Here is a 25,196-nt window from a genome sequence, read left to right on the forward strand (position 1 = left end):
CGCTTAGATTGAAAGCGCGGCTGACTGGGCAATACCGTTGAGATCTGGCGCCCCTTCCGGCCCGATCACGACATAGCGACCACCGCCATTGGCCCATGAAACAAAGTCAAATCCGCGTCGTGTGCTTTCATTGAAAGACGGCTTACCGGGCGCTGCGCCTGGTTCATTGGCTTGAAAGCATAGCGCAAAGACCGTTCCATCCGCCTTGCGATACATGAGCTGCGCCACGGGCTTGCCACCGGCAACAAGCAGCCGACCGCCTTCGAATGTCAGACCATATTCCGCAAGATCGGGGATGTTGAACGACGTCCCCACCGTTTTGCCCAGCCATGCTTTCAGGTGATCAGCCTCGCTGGCGGGCACCTCGACCAGGTGCCGGACCTGTTGCGCGTAGACCTCGTGATAATCGGCGATGTCATCCAGCCAACTGGCCTTGGCGACCGTCACGGTGCCGGGACCAAGGTTTTGCGCCCCCCAATATCCGCCAGCACTGCCCAAGGCCAACAGGACCAGACCGGCTGCGATGCGCCCCGACCAGCTTGGCCCGACAGCGACCATTTCATCAACAGGCATGTCGCGCAGTTTTTGGGCCAGACCGATGGGCACCGGCGTCTCCAGCATCTCGTCAAACATGCTGCTGGCGGTGTCATCGGCCTCCATCAACCGTTCCAGTTCGGCCTGGGCCTCAAGGTCGGTTTCCAGCAGGGCAGTGATCTCGTCAGTCTCGTCCGGTCCCAATTCGCCGTCGAGGAAAGCGCTCAGCTTTACGGAAAGATCGGTCATGGCGTTGCCCCCTCGGCAGGGCTCAGCAAAGCGGACAGTTCCTTTCGGGCGCGGTGAATGCGGCTCATTACCGTGCCTATGGGCATTTCCAACAGATCTGCCACCTCCCGGTAGCTATATCCTTCTGAACAGACCAGCATAAGCGGTTCGGACAATTCGGCAGGCAATGTGCTTACATGGGCCACCACCTGTTGCGCCATCAAGGTCGTATCCGAATCCTCCCGCGCGACCAGTTCATGACTTTCATCGGCGGGAATCTGGCCCTGGCCAACGCGGACCTTGCGCTTGCGTGTTTCGCTGATCCACTGGTTGCGCAGGATGCGAAAAACCCAGCGATCCAGCGGTTGGGTCGGGTCATAGTAGGACCACTTCAAAAGGGCGGTGGCACAGGCATCCTGCACCAGATCATCTGCATCCGCGGCGGACCGGGTCAGGGTCATGGCAAACCGCCTTAGCCGCGGCAGCATCGAGATCAGATCGGATTTAAAGCGCTCAGGGGTGCTCACCATACCCTCGTCTTTTTGTTCAGCATCCCCTGCCGGGTGCCACACATCACCCGTTTTCTGATCGCTGACAACCCATGGTGCCATGGAAGTCGCGAAATGCGGCTTTGCTATCGGTCCCGCCAGGGACATGCCATCCACAGTTGCAGCCAAAGTCACACTAATCACCGTCTGAGTTGTCTCTGCCTGTACTACGTCTGCGGGGCGGCGAATATTCCGTCATTTGCGGAAAAGTCCGCTCACGCCGCTGTGATCAAAAAAAATCGGATCCCGATGAAATAAACCACAACCCTGGTCCGTATCCCTGTCACAGCGGCACTGACGGGGGCCGGCCAGTCACCAAGATGGTCCATCCCAACGCGTAACCAGTATGTCGGCCCCGTTCGGTGACGCTGTGGAGAATAGACCAGATGGAGCAGGAAGCGATCTTGTTGAGCAGGCTGGTTGCTCCATGTTTTAAAACGACGTCCTTGAAAGGAAATGTAATGCGTTCTCTTGTTGTGATCCTCGCCTTGATTGCCCCGGTTACCGCCATTGCGGCTGGCAGTTCCAGCGCCACCCCTCCGAAATCGACCAAGACCACGACGGTCTGCCAGACCGGCCTGATCTTTGATGAAAAGGTGCGCAAATGTGTCGCGCCCAAGGAAAGCAGCTTGAGCGATGATGGTCTGTACCAGGCCGCTCGCGAGTTGGCCTATGCTGGTCGCTATGATGACGCGCTGACGGTGCTGGCTGAAATGTCGGATCAGTCTGAAAGCCGCGTTCTGACCTATTATGGCTTCACCCACCGCAAGGCTGGCCGGGTCGAACAGGGCATGACCTATTACCAAGCCGCGTTGACGGCTGATCCCAACAATCTGCTGGCCCGCTCCTACATGGGGCAGGGGATGGTTATGCAGGGTGATATTGACGGCGCCCGCGGCCAGTTGCGCGAAATCCGGGCCCGTGGCGGTCGCGAAACCTGGTCAGAAGTGTCTCTGCGCACGGCGATCCAAAGCGGCCAGGGCTTCTCCTACTAACTTTATCACTGCGGCCTCGCCGCCCCAGAATTGAACGTTCCGCTCAAAGGTGACGCTTTGGGCGGGGCTTTCGTTTTGCGGGCTGGCGGATGCCGCTCGTGTGACGCGACCCGCGGATTGTTCCCCTTAACGCGATGCCCTGGGATGCTTCTGATCGGCACAGGTCTGCCGTGATGTGAAGATGCCATTGTTAATCAAAACTTCAAAAACCACAGTACTTTATGGATTTGTCCACAAAAGGAAGATGCCGTTGGGTCACCAAACGCTGCTGAGTGGTGGACATATACAAATACAGGTTGACTTGCAGCCTCCAAAAATGCGGCAAATAAAAATGTTAACTATCGAATAATGAGCGTGAAATGGGTTTTCTAGGCAGCCGCGACGGTCTGACATCTGTAGACAACTTGGCCTGTACTCGCCTTGAGCGGGAATTGCTGGCCCTTGAGCCGCGCATCGTCTTCGATGCGGCGGCCGGTGTGGCCTTTGACAGCGAAACCGATGAGAATTCGGATCTGAACGACACGGCCCCGGTTGCAGATGATGGCGCGCAATCTGACGCTACCGAAAAGCTGGCAGGTGCATTTGCCGGTCAAAGCGCTTCGGACACCACCGATGTCGTATTCATCGATGCCGATCTGGCGCAGGATGCCGCGTTGCTGGATGCGTTCAGCGATCAGGCGGAAATCCACGTTCTGGATCCATCGACGGATGGTGTTGACCAGATCGCCGACACGTTGACCGGACGCTCCGATATCGACACGATCCACATTGTCAGCCACGGCGATGCGGGTCGGCTCGACCTCGGGGCCACTGCGCTGACCGCAGATAGCATGGTTGGCCAACATGCCGATGCCTTGGCCCAAATTGGCACTGCGCTGTCGGATCAGGGTGACATTCTGGTCTATGGCTGCAACTTCGGCGCGGATAGCGAAGCCGTGACCACGCTGGCAGAGGCAACGGGCGCTGATATCGCCGCATCCTCCGACCTGACCGGAGCCGCCGCGTTGAACGGTGACTGGGTGCTTGAGGTTGGTGCCGGCATGATCGAGTCTCAGACGGTCGCGGCGCAGGCCTTTGGCGGACTGCTCGTCGATACGGACGGCGACGGAATCGATGATCCAGACGATATCGATGATGACGGCGATGGCATCCTTGATGAAAACGAAACGGTTCGCTTCACCCAATCGGCGACCACCCCATTGAATGACGGGGTCTACCCGACCGGGCAAAGCATTCAAGGCAGCTTACCGCTGACCGGTCTGGCGGATGATGGCTCAAACACCATGACGTTCAACTCTACCCTGAACGGCAGCACCACATACGGGTCCCGCGGTATCCGCTTCTCTTCCGGTTTCGGTGTCGACGAGATCTTTGAGGCCCAGCCCACCAATACAGATTTTTCTGGCAACGACTTCGCGACGTATTCGTTTGGTTTTGACAACCCGGTTGTCGATTTCTCCATGATCGTCGGTGGTTTGAACAATTCCGATGCCGTGCAGTTCCAGGCGTTCAACGGCACGACGCCTGTCCCGCTTAGTGCATCGAACTTTTCGGCCATCGACCCGGATCTGGTCTTTTTCTCAGACGCGAACGGCCCGGGATATCAGACGACGAATGGTGCGGGTGGTCTGGATCCAACAGTCAACAATCTGACCCTTACAATTGATGAGCCGATTACCGAGCTGCGGATAAAAAGTGCCAAATTCGATGGGCGGGCGGGCACCGTCACGATCGGGATGTATGCCATCGGGTATTCGACCCTTGTGGATAATGATGGCGACGGGCGACCCGATAGCCTTGACCTCGACAGCGACAATGACGGCATTGCCGACAATATCGAGGCGCAAACCACCGCTGGCTACGACGCGCCGTCGGGCAGCGACACCGACCAGGATGGCCTGGATAACGCCTATGACGACACGCCGAACGGCAATTCGAACGGTGCAGGCAGCAACGGCCTTGATCCGGTAGATACAGATAGTGACGGCGCGGACGATATATTTGACCGCGACTCCGATGGCGACGGTCTGCTGGATCAGGTTGAGGCCGGGTTTGGCGCTGTCTCCAACACGACCGACACTGATCAGGATGGCTTGCTGAATGTCTTTGAGAATGGCAGCACCAATGACGGCTACAACACCAATGATGGTGTTGTTCCGCTGAATGGTACCCTGACCGATAGTGATAAGGATGCGGTGTCGGGTTCGATCACGCCGCTGGTCAGTGATCTTGACTACCGCGACGCCCAGAATGACATGGATAGCGATGGCGACGGCACGCCTGACAGAACCGATCCTGATGATGATAACGACGGGATCCTCGACACGGTCGAGGATCAGGGCACTGATGTCGCCTTTATCGACAATTCAAACGCGCGGATCAGTTCCACCAACTTTAGCGATACCGTAACAGATACGGCGACCATCCAGGACATTCTGCTGGATGGTGTGAATGCCACCCTCACGGTGACCGAGGCACCGGGGAACAATCCCAACCAGCTGCGGCTCACACGGTTGGGGTTCCGCGAAAGTTCCAACAGCTATAATGACCCGCCGGTTTTCTCGGAAAATCAGGCCGGTATCGGGATCTTCACCAACCGGATCGAAACCGGCAGCGTACCGGGCACGGGCCGTGTCGATTACGTGATGACCTTTGAGGCGCCGGTGACCGAACTGACATTGCATTTTGCCAATGCCGACCGTGCCGCCTATCAGTTCACCGGCAATCATGCGGAAAGCCTGCTAACGGGCGGGACCGAAGCGACCTATGACCCGCTGACCCGGCGGCTGGAGGATTCAAATCCGGCGACCACCGGCAACCGGTCGCGGGACGCCTTTGGCTCGATCAGTATCCAGTCAACCGACGGTGAGGGCCTGACAGAGATCCGGTGGAGCCGGGTCATCAACAGCGAACAGGAAACCGGGATCGACCCGAACTCCTTTACCTTCACCGGTCGCGCCTTTGTGGATACCGACGGCGACGGTCTGCGGGACTCGCTGGATATCGACAGTGACAATGACGGCATCACCGACACGGTCGAGGCCCAGGCGACCAACAATTATCAGGCCCCCTCGGGCATCGGTGCCAACATAAACGATAACACCACTGCCGGGTTGGATGATAATTTCGGGTCCGGGTTCACACCTGTGGATACCGATGGGGACTCCATTCCGGATTACGTCGATACCGATAGCGACAATGATGGCGCCACCGATCAACAGGAAAGCGGGCAGGCTGCTGCCACCTCGACAGATGATACTGACGGGGATGGGTTGCTGGATGACTATGAAGGCGCCGACGACGATGACGGCTTTGACGTCAATGATGAAAACCTCGATGCGACCAATACCAATTTCGCCTTTCCACGCGATGGCGCGCTGAATGCAGATGGTTCAAACGCTGTTGCCGGTAGTATCGATCTGAACTTTCGCGACAATGATGCGGATAATGACGGCATCGCCAACGGGTTTGATATCGACGCTGACAATGACGGTATCATCGATATTGAGGAATTCGGGGATCCCGTTACTCTCACGCCAGCCCTGTTCGGTCTCACGGCGAATTCGGCCGATGTTGATGTGCCTCCGACCGATGTGAGCGCTCAATTCGGGCTGCCCGCCGGCAGCGTCATTGTTGAGATTGTCGCGGCCAATGTCGGTAATAACGTCTTCATCTCAGGAAGTACGGCCACCAATAACGGGCCAGAGTTCAAGATCACCGGCACTGTGGCAACCTTTGTCGACATCGAACATGGTCGGTTCATCACCGGTCGGAATTCTGACGGCCTCGTCAGCCTTGACGGCTCGCCATACAAATTCCTGTCGGACCTCAATCCGGGTTATGTCGCCAGCCAGGACGGCAATGAATACAGCGTCACCCGCACATCGAATGTTCCAGGCAATGACGAACGTTTTCGCTGGCAGTCCACAAATCCTGTCAGCAATTTTCAGGTCGTCACGACTTCGCCGAACTTTGACTCCGTGTTCTTTGTCAAACTGCGCCCTGTGCTGGACAGCGACGGCGATGGTTTGGGGGATTACCTAGACCTTGACAGCGATGATGACGGGATCACCGACAACCTGGAGGCGCAGTTGACCGATGGCTACATAGCGCCGTCGGGCAATGATGCCGACCAGGATGGCCTGGATGACGCCTACGATGACGATGACACCGACAAGGGACGCAGTGCGAGCGTTGGCCTGGTCGTGGTTGATACCGATAGCGACGATACGCCGGACTATCTGGATGAGGACAGCGATGGCGATGGCACCAGCGATCAGGCGGAATCCGGTCTCACGGCAGCCACAAGTTCCGCGGATGCGGATGGGGATGGTCTGCTCGACGATTATGAGCGAAACACGCCAAACGATGGCTACAACGTCAATGATGGGGTTTTGCCCCTGGATACGACGCTGCCGGACACTGATAATGACGCCGTAAGCGGCAGCATCATCCCCTTGGTCCAGGACCTTGATTTCCGCGATGCCGACGATGCGACTGATACGGATGGTGACGGGGTCATCGACGTTGTCGATATTGACGATGACAACGACGGCATCATCGATACCGAAGAAAAGGAACCGGTCGAAGTGCTGGGCCTTGAAACGTTTGATTTCCCCGGGGATCAAAGCGTGGTCAGTCGACCCTACACACCGGATGCCGGGGATAACCGCCTTGTCGTCGTTGTCGTCAGTTCCGAATATCTGATCGGTAACGGGACGGGCACGACCCAAAATGCCACGGTGACCTTCGGGGGCGTTCAGTTGGAGCAAACCGCCCTCAACTACGGCGATCCGGGTAACAACCAGCGCAACAACTACCTGGCCACCTATGTCTTGACCGAGGCGCAAGTGGCGGGCCTGTCAGGGTCGCCAACCCTCCAGATCTCAGCCCAAGGCGGCAGCCAGCGCTTCCAGGGCTTTGTCACCACGCTGGAAAATGCCGACCAGCAGACGGTCTTTCCGGCCAGCACATTTGAAACCCCCGGCTCAGGTAACACGAATTTCACCAGCGGTCCGGTGATAACGGAACCCGGCGATAGCCTGCTGGTTCTTGCCAATACCGGTGCCAGTGGGGCCAATTTCACCTTCAATCAAGGGACCGAGATTGCAGATTTCGGCGGCACCGATGCCGCTGTGGGTGGCGCTTTAGTCAATGTCACAGATCCGGGCTCTACCACGGTCACTGGGTCGATCACGAATGCGATCCGCGGCAGCGGCGTTGTGTTGCGGATCGCCAGCGGGATCGACAGTGATGGCGATGGGATCGCCGATCACCGGGATATCGATGCGGATAATGATGGCATCACCGATAATATCGAGGCCCAGACCACCCAAGGCTACATCGTGCCAACCGGCAACGATACCGATAGGGACGGCCTGGATAATGCCTATGACGACACGCCCACCGGCAATCCGAACGGTGCGGGAAGCAACGGGCTCGACCTCGTTGATACGGATAGCGACACGACAGCCGATTATCTGGACGCGGACTCCGATGGTGACGGCACCGACGATGTAGCCGAACGCGGCGATGGCGGCCCGGCCAGCGCATCGGGTGGGGACACGGATAAGGACGGTCTGCTCGATGTCTTTGAAGGTATCAACAATAACGATGGCTTCGACGTCAATGACCAGAATGTCGACACGACCGGTACGACTGTGGATCAGTTCAATCTGGCAGGCGTTCCGGCGCTGAACGCCGATGGGAGCAACGCGGTCCCGCTGACCAGAGACCTTTTGTTCCGTGACGTGAATGACGGGCCGGTGGCGGTGCCGGACAACCTCACCGTGACAGAGGATCAACCCAGTCCCGGCAGCGTCAACCTGGTTGGCAACGATACCGATGCAGATGGCGACACGCTCACCATTGCCTCCGCAACGGTCGATATCGATGGCGATGGCACGCCCGATCCGATCACGCTGAACACCGATATTGCCCTGACCGGGGCGGGGAATGTGGCCATCGGGACGTTGCGGATAAATTCGAACGGGACGGCGACCTTCCTGCCCGCGGCAAACTATGACGGGGCCGTGCCGCAAGTGGCTTACGTGACCCAGGATCCTGGCGGTCTGCAGGCCAGTTCCACCCTGAATATCAGCATCACGCCGGTGAACGATCCTCCGGTGGCAGTTGGTATCGTCCTCAATGAGGTGGAGGTTGACGGGGTCACGATCCAGCCCATCGAAGTTGCCCCCGCCTTTACCGATATCGAGGGGGAGGATATCGATTTCTTCCTGTCCCCTGGCACATCCCTCCCCACCGGCCTGTCGATCGATAACGAGACGGGCCAGATCACCGGCACACCTGCCATCAATGCGTCCCAAGGCGGGCCGAACAACGATGGTGAATATCCCATCACCATCATCGCTCGCGACGATTCCGGCGGGGAGACTCCGCTAACCTTCTTTATCCAGGTCAACAACCCGGTCCCGACCAGCAGCGATCTGGATGACGTGACAGCGCAGGATGGTGGCACGCTTTCAATCGTCACCAACCCATCAGGCAACCCCAACTTTGTCGATCCCGATGGCGACACATTACAATTCAGCGCATCGGGATTGCCACCTTGGGCAGTGATCGACCAGAACACGGGTACGATCACCAGCAACGGTACAATCCCGCTCAGCGCCTCCCAAGACAGCCCGTTCAACATCACGGTTACGGCCACCGATAATCAGGGTGGCACCGTCTCTGAATCCTTCGTGCTCACGGTAACCAACCCGGAACCCACCGCGCCCACCATACCCAATCAGGTCAATCAAGACGGGCAAGCCATCGGTCCGCTGAATATATTCAACGGTTTCAATGATCCCGACGGTGATGCCCTGACCTTCACGGTCACGGGTTTGCCGCCCAGTCTGTCCGTCGATGCGGCAGGTAATGTGACAGGGCCGCTGGATAACAGCGACTCCCAAGGCGGCCCCAACAATGACGGGTTTTACACCGTCACCGTGACCGCCACCGACGCAGATGGCGCCACCGCGACCGAGACATTTACCTGGACGGTCAATAACATCGACCCAGTCGTGGCGACCCCGATCCCCGATCAGACGGCGAATGACGGCGATGCCTTCACCCTCAATGTTGGTCCGAATTTCAATGATCCTGACAATGATGACCTGGCTTTCAGTGCGACGGGCCTGCCACCGGGATTGAGCATCAATGCTAATGGTGTGATATCCGGCACCTTGGCATTGAACGCCTCGGCAAACGAACCCTATTCCGTCACAGTAACCGCCGATGATGGCGAGGGCGGCCAAACGTCTGATACCTTCGTGTTCCGCGTCAACAACCCGGTCCCAACGAATGTCACGCCGATTCCCAATCAAACAAACGATGATGGCACGACCGGGATCAGCTTGAATGTCTCATCCAATTTCATGTCGACGCCACCCGTCAGCTTTGCGGCAACCGGTTTGCCGCCCGGCCTTTCGATTGACATGAACACCGGGATTATCACCGGGGACATCCCGAACAGTGCCTCCCAAGGTGCGCCTTACACTGTGGCCGTCACGGTCACGGATAATAATGGGGATACCTCGACCTCCAGCTTCACCTGGACCGTGAACAATCCAGTCCCCACGACCACGGGTTTGCCGGACGTGAATGCCACCGATGGGGATACCGGCGTCAGCATTCCGACCGCCTCCTCATTTGCGGATCCCGATGGGGATGCGTTGACCTTTACTGCCACGGGCCTGCCCCCCGGCCTTTCGATCAATCCAACAACGGGGGAGATTACGGGTACCGTGCCCATCGATGCCTCCCAGAACCAGCCCTACAACATCACCGTGACCGCCACGGATGCCGATGGTGATGCGATCTCGACCGGCTTTGTGCTGTCTGTCACGAACCCGCTGCCGGATGCTCAGCCGGATCGTCTGACGGTCACCGAAGATGCCGGACCGACGCCACTCAACATCCTGACCAATGACAGCGACACGGATGATCCAATCCAGGTGGTCAGCGTCGATGGTGTCCCGATCACCAATGGCGTGATCACCCTGCCATCGGGTGGCACACTGACACCCGCAGCCAATGGCGCATTCGTCTTCAACCCCGGCACGGCGTATCAAAGCCTGGGTACTGGCGACACACAGGTCGAAACGCTCGACTATGTGATCCGGGATGCCGATGGTGCCACAGCAACCTCCACCATCCGGATCGAGGTAACAGGCGTGAACGATCCGCCCATCGCGCGGCCCGATACCTTCGCTGCCGATCCCGTGACCCCCGTCACCGGTAATGTGCTGGATGACAATGGCGGCAGTGCCGACAGCGATGTCGAAGGCGACCGCCTGCAGGTCACGCAAGTCAACGGGGCCGCATACGGGCCCGGCGTGCCGATCAACCTGCCGTCGGGGGCGCAGTTGACCATGAATCCCGATGGCACATTCAGCTATGATCCCAACGGTGCCTTCACCTTGAATCAGGGGCAACTGGCGAATGACAGCTTCACCTACACGATTGCTGACGGAAATGGCGGCACATCGACCACGACTGTCACGCTGACGATCCCCGGCCTGGCGCCACCATTTGAAAACGATCCGCGGATCCGTGAACTGGGCGACCCGCTGCTCGATAATCATGACCCCGATGTTTTGCCCGAGATCGAGGATATCGGCCTGCCACGCCTGGCTGTCGAATACATCGTCGATCAGACCGCCAACAAGATCAAATCGCTGTCGCCCACGCCCACCCTGTTTGCTGAAATGCCCGTAGAGGTCGCGATAAACGGGGCGATGTCACTTGACGGTATCAGCAACCGCTTGCTTGCCGATACGCCGGACGTGTTCATTGGCCTTGCACCCACCGTGGCCCGGCTGCCGATCACCATGACCTTGGAACTGATCGACCGGTATCCGGGGATCGGCGACGTCGACACATTCGATGAAAGGCTGTTCCTGGAAGCGCTGCGTGAGTTCGACGCGACCGAAGTGGAAAGCACAATCCTTGAAACGGAGAACGTGCTAGAAGGCGGCAACAGTGAACAGGCCGCTGTCGAGATCCGTGCGATAAATACCGGACCAATGGCGTTTTTCGAATTCGAAGGGCAGGGGATCGCGATCTCCCTTGACCAGGCGCAGATCCTGCCAAACGGTGCCACAAGGCTCGGGGCCGCCTCTATCGCGGTCGATGTGGCAGCGCTTGAGGTTCCGGCGCGTCTGTCATTGACGCAACACAACGACGACGGAACAAACACACATCTTGTTGCAACACTCGATATCGTCGACAATCGCGCGACACTAACAGGCATTTCAGCCGCGGCGGTCAATAATGAAACTTTTCCAGAACGGATCGACAGTATCCTGGAACAGTCGGATCGGCAGCGGATGTCTTTGGAAAATGCCCTGTAAAACAAGGGGCAGGGGGATAAAAAGATGACGCATGGCGCACGATTGCTCCTGGCGCTCGGCTCACGCATTCGCTTGATGGGGACCGGGGCATTGGTTGTTGTAGTGGGGGCTTGTGGGACGGTCACACCCGATCCGTTGACCGAGGCTGAATTGCAGAACATCGCCGCAGGTCGCCTGGCCAACTACGTTCAGGCCGATCAGGAGCCTGTTTCAGGCTCCATCAATCTGTATGAAGCTATGGCGCGCGCCATCAAATACAACCTCGACCGTCAGGTGGAATTGAAACAGGAAGCATTGCGCAGCCGCGAATTGCGCCTGTCCGAATTTGACATGCTGCCCAATCTCATCGCCCGGGCGGAATACACCTCACGCGACAACGATCCTGGCGGGCGCAGCATCGCGCTGCCCAATGGCGCAGATCCCGGTGGCCTTGGCAGCCGCTCGACCGAACGGGATGTGACCACGGGGGACCTGACCCTTAGCTGGGATATCCTCGATTTCGGCATCTCCTATATCCGCTCCCAACAGCGCGGCGATGACGTTCTGATCGCCCTCGAACAGCGCCGCGCCGCCACCAACCGCATTATTGAAGACGTCCGCACCTCCTATTGGCGGGCGGTCAGTGCCCAGAGGCTCCTAGCCCGGATCGAACAGATCAAAAGCGAAGGGGAACGCGCCCTCAACCAGTCCAGCGGCCTGATCAACAGTGGGGAAGCCGACCGTACCGAACAGTTGACCTTCCAGCGCGACATCCTCGAAGACCTGCAAGATGTGGAGGCGATCAAGCGCGATCTGCGTGTCGCCAAACGCCAGCTTGCCGCCTTGATGAACCTGCCCATCGGCCAGGATTTCCACGTCGTTCTGCCCAAGCGCGGCCGCCACAATTCGCACCTGCCCATGGATCCCGAAAAGATGATCCGCCAGGCCATGCTCAACCGTCCGGAACTGCGAGAGGTCACCTACCGCCAGCGCAAGAACAAGCGGGAGGACCAGGTGGCCACGCTTGAGGTGCTGCCGAATCTCGAACTGTTCCTCGGCGCCGAATTTTCCACCAATGACCTGCTGGCCAATGATGATTGGGTGACAACCGGGGCCCGCAGCACATGGAACCTTCTCCGGGTCGCCCGCCTGCCGGAACGTCGCCGCACGATTGAGGCGGGGGGCAAACTGCTCGACGCCCGTGCCCTCGCATTGACCCAGGCCGTGGCCACCCAGGTTCTGGTCAGCCGCGAGCGGTTCAAGTCGATCCACCAGGAATATCACACGGCCGAACGTGTCCTGGCCGCCCAACGCCGCCTGACGGCCCAGGTGGACCGGGAATTCAATGCCGGTGCCGTTTCCCAGCAACAGCGGGTCCGTGAACGCTATCGCCTTCTATTGGCCGAATTGCGCGCTGATGTGGCCTTTGCCGATATGCAAAACGCCTTTGCCAACCTTTATGCTTCCATGGGCCTCGACAGCTACGATGCGCAACTGACCGGCGATGAAAGCGTCGATCAGATGTCCCGCGTGTTAAAGAAATGGTGGCGCAAGCGTGGTGACCGGTCTGCGGGATAGGGGTGTCGGATGGCGATAACAATTGCCATCCTTCCCCTTTTTGCCGACACTCTAGCGACCATGATCGGTCGATTGCAGACATATTTTTTGGCGGGTGTTCTTGCCTGTATCGCCGCTGCGCCTGCCGCTGCCCAGGATGGTTTGGCCGCCGATGGCTTGATCGTATCCCGCAACCAGGTGCGCATCGCCAGCCAGATTGCAGGACAGGTCATCCGCCTGCCCAAACGCGATGGCGAGGCATTCAACGCGGGGGATCTTCTGGTCGAGATCGATTGCGCCATCCTTCAGGCCGAAATCATCGCCGCCGAAAAACGCCAGGCCGCCGCCCAGGCCCGGTTTGATATCAATGCGCGCCTCGACCGCGCCGGGGCCGTTGCCAAAGGCGAATTGCGTGTCACCAAGGCAGAGGCCGAAGGGGCCGAGGCGGAGGCGGAGGCATTGCGCCAGCAATTCCGCCAATGCACGGTCACGGCACCATTCGATGGCCGCGTCGTTGACCTGCACACGGCCGAATTTGCCAGCGTTTCCAGCACCGAAGATCTGTTGACCGTCATCGATGATGTCAACCTTGAGGTTGAATTGATCGTCCCGTCGGTCTGGCTGAAATGGCTGGAAACCGGCACGACCTTCCGCTTTCAGATCTTCGAGACCGAACAGGTGCTTGACCTCGCCGTCTCCCAGATCGGTGCCGCCATTGATCCCGTCAGCCGCACGATCAGCCTGCGCGCCGCGATTGCCGAAAAGCCGCCGGGTATCTTGTCGGGAATGACCGGTCGCGCGATCTTTGCCGCGCCATGAATGACCAGATCAAACGCGCCCGGATCACGCCGCAGCCCGAGGGCGACAACAAGCTGAAAAATGCCCTTGGCCTGCTACAGCTAGAGGCTGAGATCCGCCAGATCACCACGGTGGATGAGTTGGAATATCATATGGTGAATGCCAGCCAGGATCAGGTTGGCTATGAACAGGCGTTCCTCGTCTATCGCATCGGGCGCCGCCTGCGGATCCGCGCCGCCTCCGCCATCGTCACGGTCGAAAGGAACGCGCCGGCCATTGTTTGGCTGGAAAAAACGCTGAACACCGCCGTCGCTGAGGCAGGGCCAGACCCGCTCCAATGGGTTCTGCCGAAACACGCTGATCCCGCAATTGATGACACCACCAGCTACCCATTCAAGGGTTTCTTCTGGGTGCCGTTCGCGCCCCATAAAGGCCGCCCTCCGGGCGGGCTTCTCTTTGTTCGAAAAGGCCCGTGGTTCGACCGCCAAAAACCTTTGGCCCGGCACCTGGTCGACACCTACGACCATGCCCTGCGCGCCCTGACCGGCAAGCGTCACCCGGGCAAAACACGGCTGGCGCGCAAGGTAATTCTGGCCACGGCGCTCGTCGCTCTCGCCCTGGCCAGCATCCTGCCCGTCCCGCTCACTGCGCTTGCACCGGCGACGATCACGGGCCGGGATCCCGCTGTGGTTGCCGCCCCGCTCGAAGGGGTCATTGCCGAGATTGCGGTCAGCCCCAACCAGCCCGTCACCACCGGTCAGACCCTCTTCCGGTTCGAAGACACCGAATTGCGCAACGCTCATCAGATCGCCCGGCAGGAGGTTGCAGTGGCCGAAGCCGAACTGGCCAAGCTGCGCAGCGGCTCCTTCCTTGATCCGTCCGTCGCCCGCGACATCGCAACGGCAGAGGCGACGCTCGCCGTCGCTACCGCCCGCGCGGCCCTCGCCGAACAACGCCTCAACCGCGCCACGGTGACTGCCGATGTGGATGGCGTGGCGATCTTTGGTGACACCCGTGATCTGGTCGCCCGCCCCGTCGCCATCGGGGAACAGATCATGGAACTGGTCGATCCCGCCCGGCTTGAGGTCTCTCTTAATATCGCCATCTCCGACCAGGCCGTCATGGCGCAGGACGCCCCCGTGCGGGTCTTCCTCGATGCCAATCCACTCGCGCCCATTGAGGCGCAGATCACCCGCATCAGCTACCGCGGCACCCTGCAGGACGACGGCACCCTGGCCTACGACGTCCGTGCCCAGATCGCCGCCAACGCCCCCGCGCTCACCCTTGGCGCCCGTGGCATGGCCAGCATATCGGGGGACACGGTGCCGCTGTGGTACGCCGTCCTCCGCCGCCCGCTCTCTTGGCTGCGCCAAACAACGGGGTTCTAGCATGTGCGACATACTCCCAGTCCCCCAACGCGCAAAGGAGAGCGGCCAACCTGACGGCCGCTCGCGGCCCCGTGGTGCTGCCGGGCGATACCTGCGAACACCGGCCAATGCCCTCCATGTCGGTCGACGCCCTCATCTCGGTGGATCGTATCGTTTTGCCTCCCAGTCGGGGGATCAACCGGACAGATCCCGCTAATGCGCCTCTCCCTCGCCAATCCAGACGCCCCACTCCCCGCACTGCGCACCGACCTGCGCATCAGCGAAAGCGCCCCGGGCCAGGACGGGGGTGAGCGTTGGGTCATCTATGACCCGCTCCGCCACCGCTATTTCCAGGTGGGCCGCCAGACGCTTCACCTTCTGTCGCTCTGGGGCACCCGCACCACCGCCGCCCTCAAAGCCGCCTATCTTGAGAAATACCGCGCGCCCCTCGACGATACCGTGATCGAAATGGTGCAAAAGTTCCTCACCACCAATCACCTGACCCAGTCGGGCAAACCGGGCGCGCTGGCGGATCAGCGCGCCCGTACCCGCAAGACGCTGTTCCAGTGGCTCACTCGCAACTACCTGTTCTTCCGCGTGCCACTGATCCGCCCGCAACCGTTCCTCACGGCGACCTGGCCGCTGGTCGCCCCGCTTTTCACGCGGGCGGCGACCTATGCAATCATCGCGCTGGGCCTCCTTGGCCTCTGGATGGCCAGCCGCCAACCCCAGGCCTTCTGGTCCTACGCCACGTCCATGGCCAGTTTCGGCTCCCTTCTGGGCCTTGCCCTCACGCTGGCGGTCACCAAATCGCTCCATGAACTGGGCCACGCCTACCAGGCCCATCGGCGGGGCTGCCGCGTGCCCGAAATGGGCATCGCCTTCATGGTGCTTTTCCCGATCCTCTACACCGACGTGTCCGAGGCCTGGCGCCTCAAGGCCCGCCGCGACCGCGTCATGATCGATGCAGGCGGCGTCTGCGTCGAACTGGCCCTGGCCGCTATCGCCACGCTCCTCTGGGTGTTTCTCCCCGATGGCCCGCTGCGTATGGCCGCCTTTATGGTCGCCACCACAGGCTGGATCCTCAGCCTGCTCGTCAACCTCAACCCGTTCATGCGGTTCGACGGCTATTACTTGCTATCCGATCTCTGGGGCATCCAGAACCTGCAACCCCGCAGCTTCGCCCTTGGCCGCTGGAACCTGCGCCGTGCGCTGTTCGGCGTCACGGATCCCGCGCCGGAACCGCTGCCGCGCGGCCTGCGCCGCCGCCTCATCGCCTATGCCTATGCCACCTGGATCTACCGGTTCTTCCTGCTCCTCGGTATCGCGCTCCTGGTCTATCATCTGTTCTTCAAGGCGCTGGGCGTGCTGCTCTTTGTGGTCGAGCTTTACTTCTTCATCGCCCGCCCCATCCTGCGTGAAGCAGGCGAATGGTGGTCCCGCCGCGCCCAGATCGCCCGCGCGCCGCGCTTCTATGCCACCCTGACCGTCCTCACGGGGCTGATCCTGTTTTGTACCTGGCCGCTGCCCAAAACGCTGAAGCTGCCCGCGCTGCATTTCGTCGGAACCCAGTTCGACGTCTACCCGAAACACGATGCCCAATTGACCGCGGTCACCGCGCGGATCGGCCAGGCCGTCACCTCCGGGGATCCGCTTTTCACCTTCACGCTGCCCGATCTGGCCGCTGAAAAGGCCTCCGCCCAGGCCGAGCTGACGCGGATCGCCACGCAGACCCGCCGCCTGACATCGGATGCGCAGGATCGCTCAAACGCCATCATCCTGGCCACCGAGCGTCAGCTCTATCAGGAGCGTCTCACCGCCCTTGAGCAGACCGAGGGGCAGCTGGCCGTCCGGGCCGAGGCGCCGGGCCTTCTGGCTGACATCGCGCCCGACCTGCGCCCCGGCCTCTGGGTCTCCAAAACCACGCTCCTCGCCCGTATCGTCAACCCCGCCCAGTCCAACATCACCGCCTATATCGCCGAAGAAGATCGCGTCTTCCTCGGTGATCAGCGCCAGGGCACGTTCATTCCCGACGATCCTGCCCGGCCCAAGACCGCCGTTACCCTGGCCCAGATCGCCGTCTCACGGTCCGAAACCCTTGAGACCCGTGAACTTCTGATGTCCTCTGGCGGTCCCATCGCGACCATCGCCGACGCCCAGACCGATACCGTGCCCATCGACAATTGGTTCCGCGTCACGGCCACGCCCGATACTGCCGCGCTGCAATCCCCAACCTTGGTGCGCGGCATCATCCGGATCAAGGGAGAGCCCGTCTCCCTCGCCACCCGCGCCTTCCGACAAATCGCCCGCGTCCTCGTCCGCGAAGCCGGCTTATAAGGCGCTCCGACAAGCTTCCCAGGGGCCACAACGCGCGGAATACCCCGAAGCTATGCCAGGGTTTTCGCGTTGACCTGCGCCCACAACCGGGCATCTATCGGCCATGACATTGCGCGCGCCAACAATTTCAGATGCGTCGAGCATCGCCGCGATTTCGATTGAGGTGTGGATCGGCACCTATATCAAGCGTGGCGTAAACGCCTCCTTCGCGGATTATGCGCTAGAGGAATTCACGCCGTCGAAGATTGGCAAACTCATACGTGACCCCAACCAATTTTTCCGTGTCTCAGAAAATGACGAAGGGATTGACGGTTTCATACGGGTGTCTTCCGCAAGCGTAGCGCCGGTGGCCGGTTGCTCAGACATGGAAATCTCAACTTTCTATGTCCAGCCGCGTCATCACGGCAAGGGTATTGGAAAACGCTTATTGAGTGCGGCCCTCGATCATTGCCGCGCAAAAGAAGCCGGGTCTGTCTGGCTCACAACCAACGCAGAAAACGCTCCGGCCATAGCCTTTTACCTCGCCCAAGGATTTGAGCACGTCGGAGAAACTCATTTCCATATCGCCGACCAAGGGTACCTGAACAATGTGTATTCATTGCAACTGACATGATGTTTCGCCGGGCAGGGGGTGGTCCGGTTCCTTTGCCTTCCCGACGCTCGTAGATATTGCGACAAAGCCGTGGCTTGGGAGAGCTGCGTGGCCTTCCGACTGCAGCGCCCGGAGAGCCTAACAAAATCCTGCAGCACCGTCCGAAGCGTATGTATGGGATGTGTATGGTTTGTGCATGGGATCTGTATCGGATGTGACCCGGTCTTAGCCCTTCAGATCGCGCAGCACCTTTCGGGCGGCGGCCACCATCGGATCATGGGTGTCCTTCAGGACTGCCACGCGATCAAACCGCTCTGGATCGCTGTTTACAGCAGCACGCAAAGCGTTGCCAAAGGCCATACGCAGCTCCGTCCCGATGTTGAACTTGCAGATATTTGTGTTCTTGGAGAGATACTTACGCTGCGCAGTTGATACGCCACTTCCGCCATGGATCACCAATGGTACGTCTGTCAGGGCTTGAATGGCAGCAATCCCGGCCTCGTCTAAACCGTCGCCTGTATCCTGTTGTAAATGCACGTTTCCGACCGAAATTGCCATCGCATCCACCCCGGTTTCCCTGGCAAAGACCGCGGCCTCCTCCGGATCCGTCCCGGCCGAATTCTCACCGTCCGCATAGCCCACAAATCCGATCTCACCTTCGCAGGAAGCCTTTGATTTATGGGCCATTTCCACGATGGCCGCTGTCTCTTCGATGTTTTGCTGCAACGGCTTGCGGGAGCCGTCAAACATCACCGAGGTGAAGCCGCAATCCAACGCGTCGCGGCACTCCTCGACCGTATATCCGTGGTCCAGATGTGCGACAACGGGAACTTCAACACACTCCGCTAAATGCCTGAACATGCTTGCTAAAACTGGCAGCGGTGTATGTTCACGGCAGCCTGGACCCGCCTGCAAGATCACCGCACATCCCTCCGCCTCCGCAGCCATGGCATAGGCGCGCATATCCTCCCAGCCCAGACAGACCAGCCCACCCACAGAATATCTTTGTTTCAAAGCGGGTTGCAGGACGTCCTTCAGAGTTGCCAGCGTCATTTGAATTTCGCGATCATGTCCTTGATGCCGGGGATGGTCTCCACCTGATCCGCATGGGAGGGTTGGAAATACTGCACCAGCGACCGCTGCGTTAACCCGCCCAAAATGGTGAAGTAATACATCTCATAACCCGGCAGAACCGCGCAGGGATGATAGCCGTTATCCAAGACAATCGTGGAGCCATCGACGATGTGATACGCATCCCCCGGCTTGCCGTCCTCGCGTTGCAGCATCTGCACGCCCGACCCGTGATTGGGCCGGAACCGAAAGTTGTAGGTCTCGTCATGGCGCGTCTCGTCGGGCAGGCGGTCGGTGTCGTGCTTGTGAGAGGGGAAGCCCGACCAGCCGCCAGCGCCGACCGTGAACAACTCCGACACCAGCAAGCGGCCCACCTTGTCGTGATATTTGGTGCCGAGGATGTGTTTGATTTTACGGTGCGTTTTGGTGTCATCGGACCCATACTGCACCTTGTCCAACTCATCGCTGCGCACGGCAAACGGATCCAAAACCTGGTCATATTTGGCACCCGCGACAAAGACCTCGGCCTTGTCCGTTTTGCAGATCATTCGGGCTTTTGTCCCCGCGGGGACATAAACGCCCTCGGGCTCGCCGTCCCACACATCGACCGTGCGATTGCCGATTGATGCGGCATTGAAGCCTTCGATCTCTACATCAACCGTGCCGGTCGCGGGCACGATGCAGGTCTCGTATCCCGGCACCTGGTAGTCGAAGGCCTGATCCCGTTTCAGATGCACAATGTTGAAATAGTTCAAGGGCACCATGGGGTCATCCACGTCCACAATGGGCGTGTTGGCGTTGTCATAGGGGGCGATATGCATGGGGCAGGTCCTTTAGACAGTGGTGGGGCCGGGATGGTCCGCCAGAAACGCCTCAAGCGTCGGACCGTCAGGCATGGCAGGCGCGCAGCCGGGTTTTGAAACGGTGATGGCAGCGCAGGCCGATCCGCGCAGGATAGCGGTTTTCAGGTCCATCCCGGCGGCTAGGGAGGCCATCAAACCGGCCATGAAACTGTCGCCGGCGCCGGTCGGTTTCAGAGCTTTTGTCGGGTAGATACCCGTGCGAATTTCCTTTCCTTCGCAGAAGGTTATTGCGCCTTTTTCACCCATTTTATAGATCACGATCGCAGCCGTCGTATCGGCCAATTCCCGTGCCTTGGCGCGGCCTTTGTCGACGTCACCTGCCATAAATCCAAATTCCTCGTCGTTGCCGACGATCATGTCGCATTGGGCGGCGGCGCGGCTCAACACCTCCTCGGCCACTTGCGGCGAGGGCCAGGAATAGGGGCGATAGTCCACGTCAAAGATGATGGGAAGACCGGCCTTTTGGGCCAGGTCAAAAGCATGGAAGGTGGCCGTGCGGGACGGTTCTGCGGCAAAGACGGTACCTGCCGTGATGAGGACACCGTAATCTGCATAAGGAACAGCCTCTATATCACTGATATCCATTTGAAAATCAGCAGCGCCATTGCGGTATATGACCGTCTGGTGATCGTCCAGCCGGCTTTCATAGACGGCCAGGGAGTTGCGGTATTCGCCGCCGACAGGGGTCACATATTGGGTATCGACGCCGTAGTGTCGCAACTGGTTCACGCAGTATCGCCCGATACTGTCATCAGACACACGTGTCACCAAGGCAGCCTTGCCGCCGAATTTGCAGATCCCGGCCCCGATATTGGCAGAGCTGCCGCCCAGGCTGGCGGTGAAGGTCTCGCCATCCTCGGTCTTTGTTCCGGGCGGGTCGGGGACGAAATCCATGCCCGCGCGCCCCAAAATGATGAAGTTATTGGCGCGGATGCCGTCCAGAAGGTTCTCCATGGATTACAGGCCCTTGCGCTGACGGGCGCGGGTGCTCTCGATCTCGGCATGGGCCGCGCGCACCGTGGCATGGTCAGAGATATGGGGGGTCCCGACCTCCCACCAGGTATGGCCCTTGTCGGTCCAGCCGTCATAGGCGTCGACCTTCATGGCGATGACGTAGGTTTTGTCGCTGGCCTTGGCGCGGGCGAAGGCATCGGCCAGACCGGCGGGGTTATCCACCGTTTCTGCCGCGGCCCCCATGGATTTGGCGTGGGCGGCGAAGTCGACGGCGAAGGCTTCGGGAATCGTCGGGGCATCGGAAAGCAGATTGTTGAAGCTCTCATTCCCGGTGTTGTTTTGCAGTTTGTTGATGACGGCAAAACCGCCATTATCAAGGACGAGAATGATCAGCTTTTTCTGTGTCAAAACTGAAGAATAGATGTCTGAATTCATCAAAAGATAGGAGCCGTCACCGGTAAAGACGATGGTATCGGCATCGGGCTCAGCCTCGGATTGGGCGATGCGGGCGCCCCAGCCCCCGGCAATCTCGTAACCCATGCAGGAAAAGCCGAACTCCACATCGACGGTGCCGATATCGAGGGTGCGCCAGTTGGCGGTGACCTCGGCCGGCAGCCCCCCTGCGGCGGCCACGATCCGGTCGCGGGGGCCGCAAGCGGCATTCACGGCGCCGATGGCCTGGGCATAGGAGGCGGGACCGTTGCCGATACGGGTATTCTCCGCGACATAGGCTTGCCAGGCTTTGCGCTCGGCCTGGGCGGTTGCGGTCCAATCCGCAGGCGCGGCGTCGCTGCCGAGAGCGGTGGTTAATGCGGTCAGGCCCAGCTTTGCATCGCCGACCACTGTCGTTGACAGGTGTTTGGCGGCATCATGGCGCCCGACATTCAGGCCGATGATCCGGGCATCCCTGGCGAAGGCGGTCCAACTGCCGGTCGTGAAGTCCTGGAGGCGGGTGCCGACGGCGAGGATGACATCGGCAGCCTCCGCAATGGTGTTGGCGGAGTCCGAACCGGTGACGCCGATGGGGCCGATGTTTAGCGGATGATCGTCGCGCATATTCGCCCGGCCCGCGATGGTTTCGACGACGGGGATGCCGGTGGCCTCTGCCAGGGCCGTCAATTCGGCCACGGCACCGGAATATTGCACACCGCCCCCTGCGATGATCATGGGGCGTTTGGCGCTGGACAGCAAACTGGCGGCCTCGGCAACCTCGGCTTCGTCGGGTGGCTGGCGGCGGATGCGATGGACCTGCTCCTTGAAGAAACCCAGAGGATAGTCATAGGTCCAACCTTGCACATCCTGGGGCAGGCCGATGAAGGCCGGGCCGCAATCGGCGGGATCGAGCATTGTGTTCAACGCGGCCGGCAGAGATTGGATGATCTGGGCGGGATGGGTGATCCGATCCCAGTACCGGCTGACGGATTTGAACGCATCGTTGACCCCCACGGTCGGGTTCCCGAAATGCTCTAGCTGCTGCAGCACAGGGTCGGGCAGGCGGGTCAGGAACGTGTCCCCGCAGAGCATCAGCAGAGGCAGTCGGTTGGCATGGGCGAGTGCTGCAGAGGTCAGAAGGTTGGTCGTGCCGGGCCCCGCGCTGGCTGTGCAGAACATGAAGCGGCGGCGCAGGTGGGCCTTGGCATAGGCGGCGGCGGCAAATCCCATGCCCTGTTCATTCTGCCCGCGATACAGCGGCAGGGCGCCCTGGTGATCATACAAAGCCTCCCCCAAACAGGTGACATTGCCGTGGCCAAAGATTCCGAACCCGCCACCGCAGAGCCGCGTCTTGACCCCGTCAATCATGATGTACTGGGCCGCGAGATAGCGGATGATGGCCTGAGCCGTGGTCAGCGTGACGGTCTGGTCGGACATGGCGAGCCTGTGATCTGAAGGGGCGTGCAATTGCGTGTTGACGGGGCGGACAAAATGACAGTACCGGTTTTGCAACCGGTTGCAATCACATTCTGAAGGGAGGGCCGCAGCATGTCGACATTGGGTATCGGGATCGTCGGCGGCGGCTATATGGGCAAGGCCCATGCGGTGGCGATGTCGGCGGTGGGGGCGGTTTTTGACACCGCTTTGCGTCCACGGTTGGAAGTCGTTTGCGCGCAAAGTGCAGCCTCGGCAGAGCGGTATCGCGCGGCCTATGGGTTTGCGCGCGGGACAGCGGAGTGGCGCGATTTGGTGGCGGATCCGGGCGTGGGGGCGGTGGTGATCGCCTCGCCGCAATCGACCCACCGGGACATTGCGGAAGCCGCCTTTGCCGCCGGAAAGCATGTGTTTTGTGAAAAACCCCTTGGCGAGACGCCCGAGGATAGCCGCGCGATGTTGGCGGCGGCGCAGGCCTCGGGCTGCGTGCATATGGTGGGGTTCAATTATATCCGCACGCCAGCCTCGCAATTCGCACGGTCCTTGGTGGCCGAGGGGCGGATCGGTGCGGTCACCTGGTTTCGCGGGGAGCATACCGAGGATTTCCTGGCCGACCCGGCAACGCCCGCCAATTGGCGGACCGAGCATCCCGCCAATGGCACGATGGGGGATCTGGCCCCCCATATGATCAACGCGGCCCATGCCCTGATCGGGCCGATTGCCCGGCTGAATGCAGTGGTGGAAACCGTGCATGCAGAACGCGACGGCGTGGCCGTGACCAATGACGACCAGGCCCAGATGATGGTACGGTTCCAGAATGGCGCCCAGGGCCACATGTTTTTCAGCCGGATCGCGATGGGTCGCAAGATGGGCTATGCCTATGAGATCCACGGGACCAAAGGCGCCATTCGGTTCGATCAGGAGGATCAGAATGCGATCTGGCTTTATACCAGTGATGGACCGGAGGCTGAACTGGGCTTTCGCAAGATCCTGACCGGGCCTGCCCATCCGAATTATGAACCCTTTTGCCAGGGGCCGGGCCACGGCACCGGCTACCAGGACCAGATCATCATCGAGGCGCGGGATTTCCTGCAAGCCATCCATGATGGCAAGCCGGCTTGGCCGACCTTTGAGGAAGGGCTGAACGTGAACCGGGTTGTGGCGGCGGCCCATGCCTCCAACACAAATGGCCGCTGGGTCGATGTGGTTAATTTTTGAAGGATCCGCCCCACGGCGCGCAACATAAAGGCAACTGAAATGATCAAGATCGGCAATGCGCCCTGTTCGTGGGGCGTGGAATTCGCGGATGATCCGCGCAATCCGGGCTGGCGCAAGGTCCTGAAAGAAAACGCCGAGGCGGGCTATACCGGAATCGAATTAGGGCCGGTGGGGTTCATGCCAGAGGATCCGGAGCAGTTGGCTGATGCGCTGGAGGAGTTCGGGCAGGAATTGATTGGCGGTGTGGTGTTTCGCCCGTTCCACGATCCGGACCAGTGGGAGGATGTGCTGGACGGCGCCGTGCGGACCTGTACTGCGTTGAAAGCCCACGGGGCGCAGCATTTGGTATTGATCGATTCGATCTCGCCTCGCCGTGCGCCGACGGCAGGCCGCGCGGCGGAAGCCGATCAGATGGATAACGCGGAATGGGAGGCATTTCGTGGCCGGATCGAGACCATTGCCCGCATGGGGGCCGAGACTTATGGCCTGACCGTTGGCATCCACGCCCATGCGGCGGGGTTCATCGACTTTGAACCGGAACTGGAGCGGCTGCTGGATGAGATCGACGAGAGCGTGCTGAAGATCTGCTTTGACACGGGCCATCATTCCTATGCCGGATTCGACCCCGTGGCCTTCATGCAGCGCCATATCGGACGGATCAGCTACATGCATTTCAAGGATATCGATCCGAAGGTGAAAGCCGATGTCATCGCCAAGCGCACCGGGTTCTATGATGCTTGCGGGCAGGGGATCTTTTGCAACCTGGGCGATGGCGATGTGGATTTTCGCGCGGTGCGGCAGATCCTGCTGGATCATGGGTTCAACGGCTGGTGCACGGTGGAGCAGGATTGCGATCCGGCGGGCGATACCTCTCCGGTCGATGATGCCAAGCTGAACCGCAGCTATCTGCAATCCATAGGGTTTTGAGGA

The 25,196-nt window shown here is 60.0% G+C and carries 15 protein-coding genes; 9 read left to right on the forward strand and 6 right to left on the reverse strand.

Annotated features, from left to right (window positions below):
- Window positions 1-3: 3 nt before the first annotated feature.
- Complete coding sequence (locus IU397_RS17050; RefSeq protein ID WP_204416073.1) at window positions 4-783, reverse strand: anti-sigma factor; 780 nt, start codon at window positions 781-783, stop codon at window positions 4-6.
- Window positions 780-1,292 (reverse strand): RNA polymerase sigma factor, encoded by a 513-nt coding sequence (locus IU397_RS17055; protein WP_204416075.1) that lies wholly within the window; start codon window positions 1,290-1,292, stop codon window positions 780-782. The genes IU397_RS17050 and IU397_RS17055 overlap by 4 nt, the downstream gene beginning before the upstream one ends.
- 479 nt (window positions 1,293-1,771) lie before the next feature.
- On the opposite strand from IU397_RS17055, the gene IU397_RS17060 reads away from it, so the two are divergent.
- The 7 genes from IU397_RS17060 (at window position 1,772) to IU397_RS17090 (ending at window position 18,315) form a co-directional block, all read left to right on the forward strand.
- Window positions 1,772-2,305: a hypothetical protein gene (locus IU397_RS17060; protein ID WP_204416077.1), complete on the forward strand. Its 534-nt coding sequence runs from the start codon at window positions 1,772-1,774 to the stop codon at window positions 2,303-2,305.
- 359 nt (window positions 2,306-2,664) lie between these two features.
- On the forward strand, window positions 2,665-11,664 hold the full coding sequence (locus IU397_RS17065) for a putative Ig domain-containing protein (protein WP_204416079.1): 9,000 nt from the start codon (window positions 2,665-2,667) through the stop codon (window positions 11,662-11,664).
- Window positions 11,665-11,688: 24 nt separating this feature from the next.
- A complete protein-coding gene (locus tag IU397_RS17070) occupies window positions 11,689-13,221 on the forward strand; it encodes a TolC family protein (RefSeq protein WP_204416081.1) in 1,533 nt (510 codons plus the stop codon).
- 9 nt (window positions 13,222-13,230) lie between these two features.
- Complete coding sequence (locus tag IU397_RS17075; protein WP_204416083.1) at window positions 13,231-14,019, forward strand: efflux RND transporter periplasmic adaptor subunit; 789 nt, start codon at window positions 13,231-13,233, stop codon at window positions 14,017-14,019.
- Window positions 14,016-15,386, forward strand: a complete 1,371-nt coding sequence (locus tag IU397_RS17080) for an efflux RND transporter periplasmic adaptor subunit (protein ID WP_204416085.1) — start codon at window positions 14,016-14,018, stop codon at window positions 15,384-15,386. Before IU397_RS17075 ends, IU397_RS17080 begins: the two co-directional genes overlap by 4 nt.
- Window positions 15,387-15,581: 195 nt before the next feature.
- A complete protein-coding gene (locus IU397_RS17085) occupies window positions 15,582-17,702 on the forward strand; it encodes a hypothetical protein (RefSeq protein WP_204416087.1) in 2,121 nt (706 codons plus the stop codon).
- A gap of 103 nt (window positions 17,703-17,805) precedes the next feature.
- Window positions 17,806-18,315, forward strand: coding sequence for a GNAT family N-acetyltransferase (locus tag IU397_RS17090; protein WP_204416088.1), 510 nt, complete (start codon window positions 17,806-17,808; stop codon window positions 18,313-18,315).
- Window positions 18,316-18,519: 204 nt separating this feature from the next.
- On the opposite strand, the gene IU397_RS17095 is transcribed toward IU397_RS17090, so the two are convergent.
- From IU397_RS17095 to iolD, 4 genes are read right to left on the reverse strand one after another with little or no spacing between them, the layout of a single operon-like run.
- A complete protein-coding gene (locus IU397_RS17095) occupies window positions 18,520-19,347 on the reverse strand; it encodes a class II fructose-bisphosphate aldolase (RefSeq protein WP_204416090.1) in 828 nt (275 codons plus the stop codon).
- Window positions 19,344-20,186, reverse strand: coding sequence for a 5-deoxy-glucuronate isomerase (locus IU397_RS17100; protein WP_204416091.1), 843 nt, complete (start codon window positions 20,184-20,186; stop codon window positions 19,344-19,346). Before IU397_RS17100 ends, IU397_RS17095 begins: the two co-directional genes overlap by 4 nt.
- 12 nt (window positions 20,187-20,198) lie before the next feature.
- The gene (gene iolC, locus IU397_RS17105; protein WP_204416092.1) at window positions 20,199-21,182 is read right to left on the reverse strand and encodes a 5-dehydro-2-deoxygluconokinase; all 984 of its coding nucleotides are present in this window, start codon (window positions 21,180-21,182) and stop codon (window positions 20,199-20,201) included.
- Window positions 21,183-21,185: 3 nt separating this feature from the next.
- Window positions 21,186-23,051 (reverse strand): 3D-(3,5/4)-trihydroxycyclohexane-1,2-dione acylhydrolase (decyclizing), encoded by a 1,866-nt coding sequence (gene iolD, locus IU397_RS17110; RefSeq protein ID WP_204416093.1) that lies wholly within the window; start codon window positions 23,049-23,051, stop codon window positions 21,186-21,188.
- A 111-nt stretch (window positions 23,052-23,162) separates the two neighbouring features.
- On the opposite strand from iolD, the gene IU397_RS17115 reads away from it, so the two are divergent.
- Window positions 23,163-24,266, forward strand: coding sequence for a Gfo/Idh/MocA family protein (locus IU397_RS17115; protein ID WP_204416094.1), 1,104 nt, complete (start codon window positions 23,163-23,165; stop codon window positions 24,264-24,266).
- 39 nt (window positions 24,267-24,305) lie between these two features.
- Window positions 24,306-25,193: a TIM barrel protein gene (locus IU397_RS17120; protein ID WP_204416095.1), complete on the forward strand. Its 888-nt coding sequence runs from the start codon at window positions 24,306-24,308 to the stop codon at window positions 25,191-25,193.
- Window positions 25,194-25,196 lie beyond the last annotated feature (3 nt).

The sequence above is a fragment of the Actibacterium sp. 188UL27-1 genome, from assembly GCF_016901225.1.
Classification (GTDB): Bacteria; Pseudomonadota; Alphaproteobacteria; order Rhodobacterales; family Rhodobacteraceae; genus 188UL27-1.

Excerpts from the sequence above, each read along its gene's own strand:
- IU397_RS17050 (WP_204416073.1), bottom strand. The coding sequence starts at position 783 with ATGACCGATCTTTCCGTAAAGCTGAGCGCTTTCCTCGACGGCGAATTG.
- IU397_RS17055 (WP_204416075.1), bottom strand. The coding sequence starts at position 1,292 with ATGGTGAGCACCCCTGAGCGCTTTAAATCCGATCTGATCTCGATGCTG.
- IU397_RS17060 (WP_204416077.1), top strand. The coding sequence starts at position 1,772 with ATGCGTTCTCTTGTTGTGATCCTCGCCTTGATTGCCCCGGTTACCGCC.
- IU397_RS17065 (WP_204416079.1), top strand. The coding sequence starts at position 2,665 with ATGGGTTTTCTAGGCAGCCGCGACGGTCTGACATCTGTAGACAACTTG.
- IU397_RS17070 (WP_204416081.1), top strand. The coding sequence starts at position 11,689 with ATGACGCATGGCGCACGATTGCTCCTGGCGCTCGGCTCACGCATTCGC.
- IU397_RS17075 (WP_204416083.1), top strand. The coding sequence starts at position 13,231 with ATGGCGATAACAATTGCCATCCTTCCCCTTTTTGCCGACACTCTAGCG.
- IU397_RS17080 (WP_204416085.1), top strand. The coding sequence starts at position 14,016 with ATGAATGACCAGATCAAACGCGCCCGGATCACGCCGCAGCCCGAGGGC.
- IU397_RS17085 (WP_204416087.1), top strand. The coding sequence starts at position 15,582 with ATGCGCCTCTCCCTCGCCAATCCAGACGCCCCACTCCCCGCACTGCGC.
- IU397_RS17090 (WP_204416088.1), top strand. The coding sequence starts at position 17,806 with ATGACATTGCGCGCGCCAACAATTTCAGATGCGTCGAGCATCGCCGCG.
- IU397_RS17095 (WP_204416090.1), bottom strand. The coding sequence starts at position 19,347 with ATGACGCTGGCAACTCTGAAGGACGTCCTGCAACCCGCTTTGAAACAA.
- IU397_RS17100 (WP_204416091.1), bottom strand. The coding sequence starts at position 20,186 with ATGCATATCGCCCCCTATGACAACGCCAACACGCCCATTGTGGACGTG.
- iolC (WP_204416092.1), bottom strand. The coding sequence starts at position 21,182 with ATGGAGAACCTTCTGGACGGCATCCGCGCCAATAACTTCATCATTTTG.
- iolD (WP_204416093.1), bottom strand. The coding sequence starts at position 23,051 with ATGTCCGACCAGACCGTCACGCTGACCACGGCTCAGGCCATCATCCGC.
- IU397_RS17115 (WP_204416094.1), top strand. The coding sequence starts at position 23,163 with ATGTCGACATTGGGTATCGGGATCGTCGGCGGCGGCTATATGGGCAAG.
- IU397_RS17120 (WP_204416095.1), top strand. The coding sequence starts at position 24,306 with ATGATCAAGATCGGCAATGCGCCCTGTTCGTGGGGCGTGGAATTCGCG.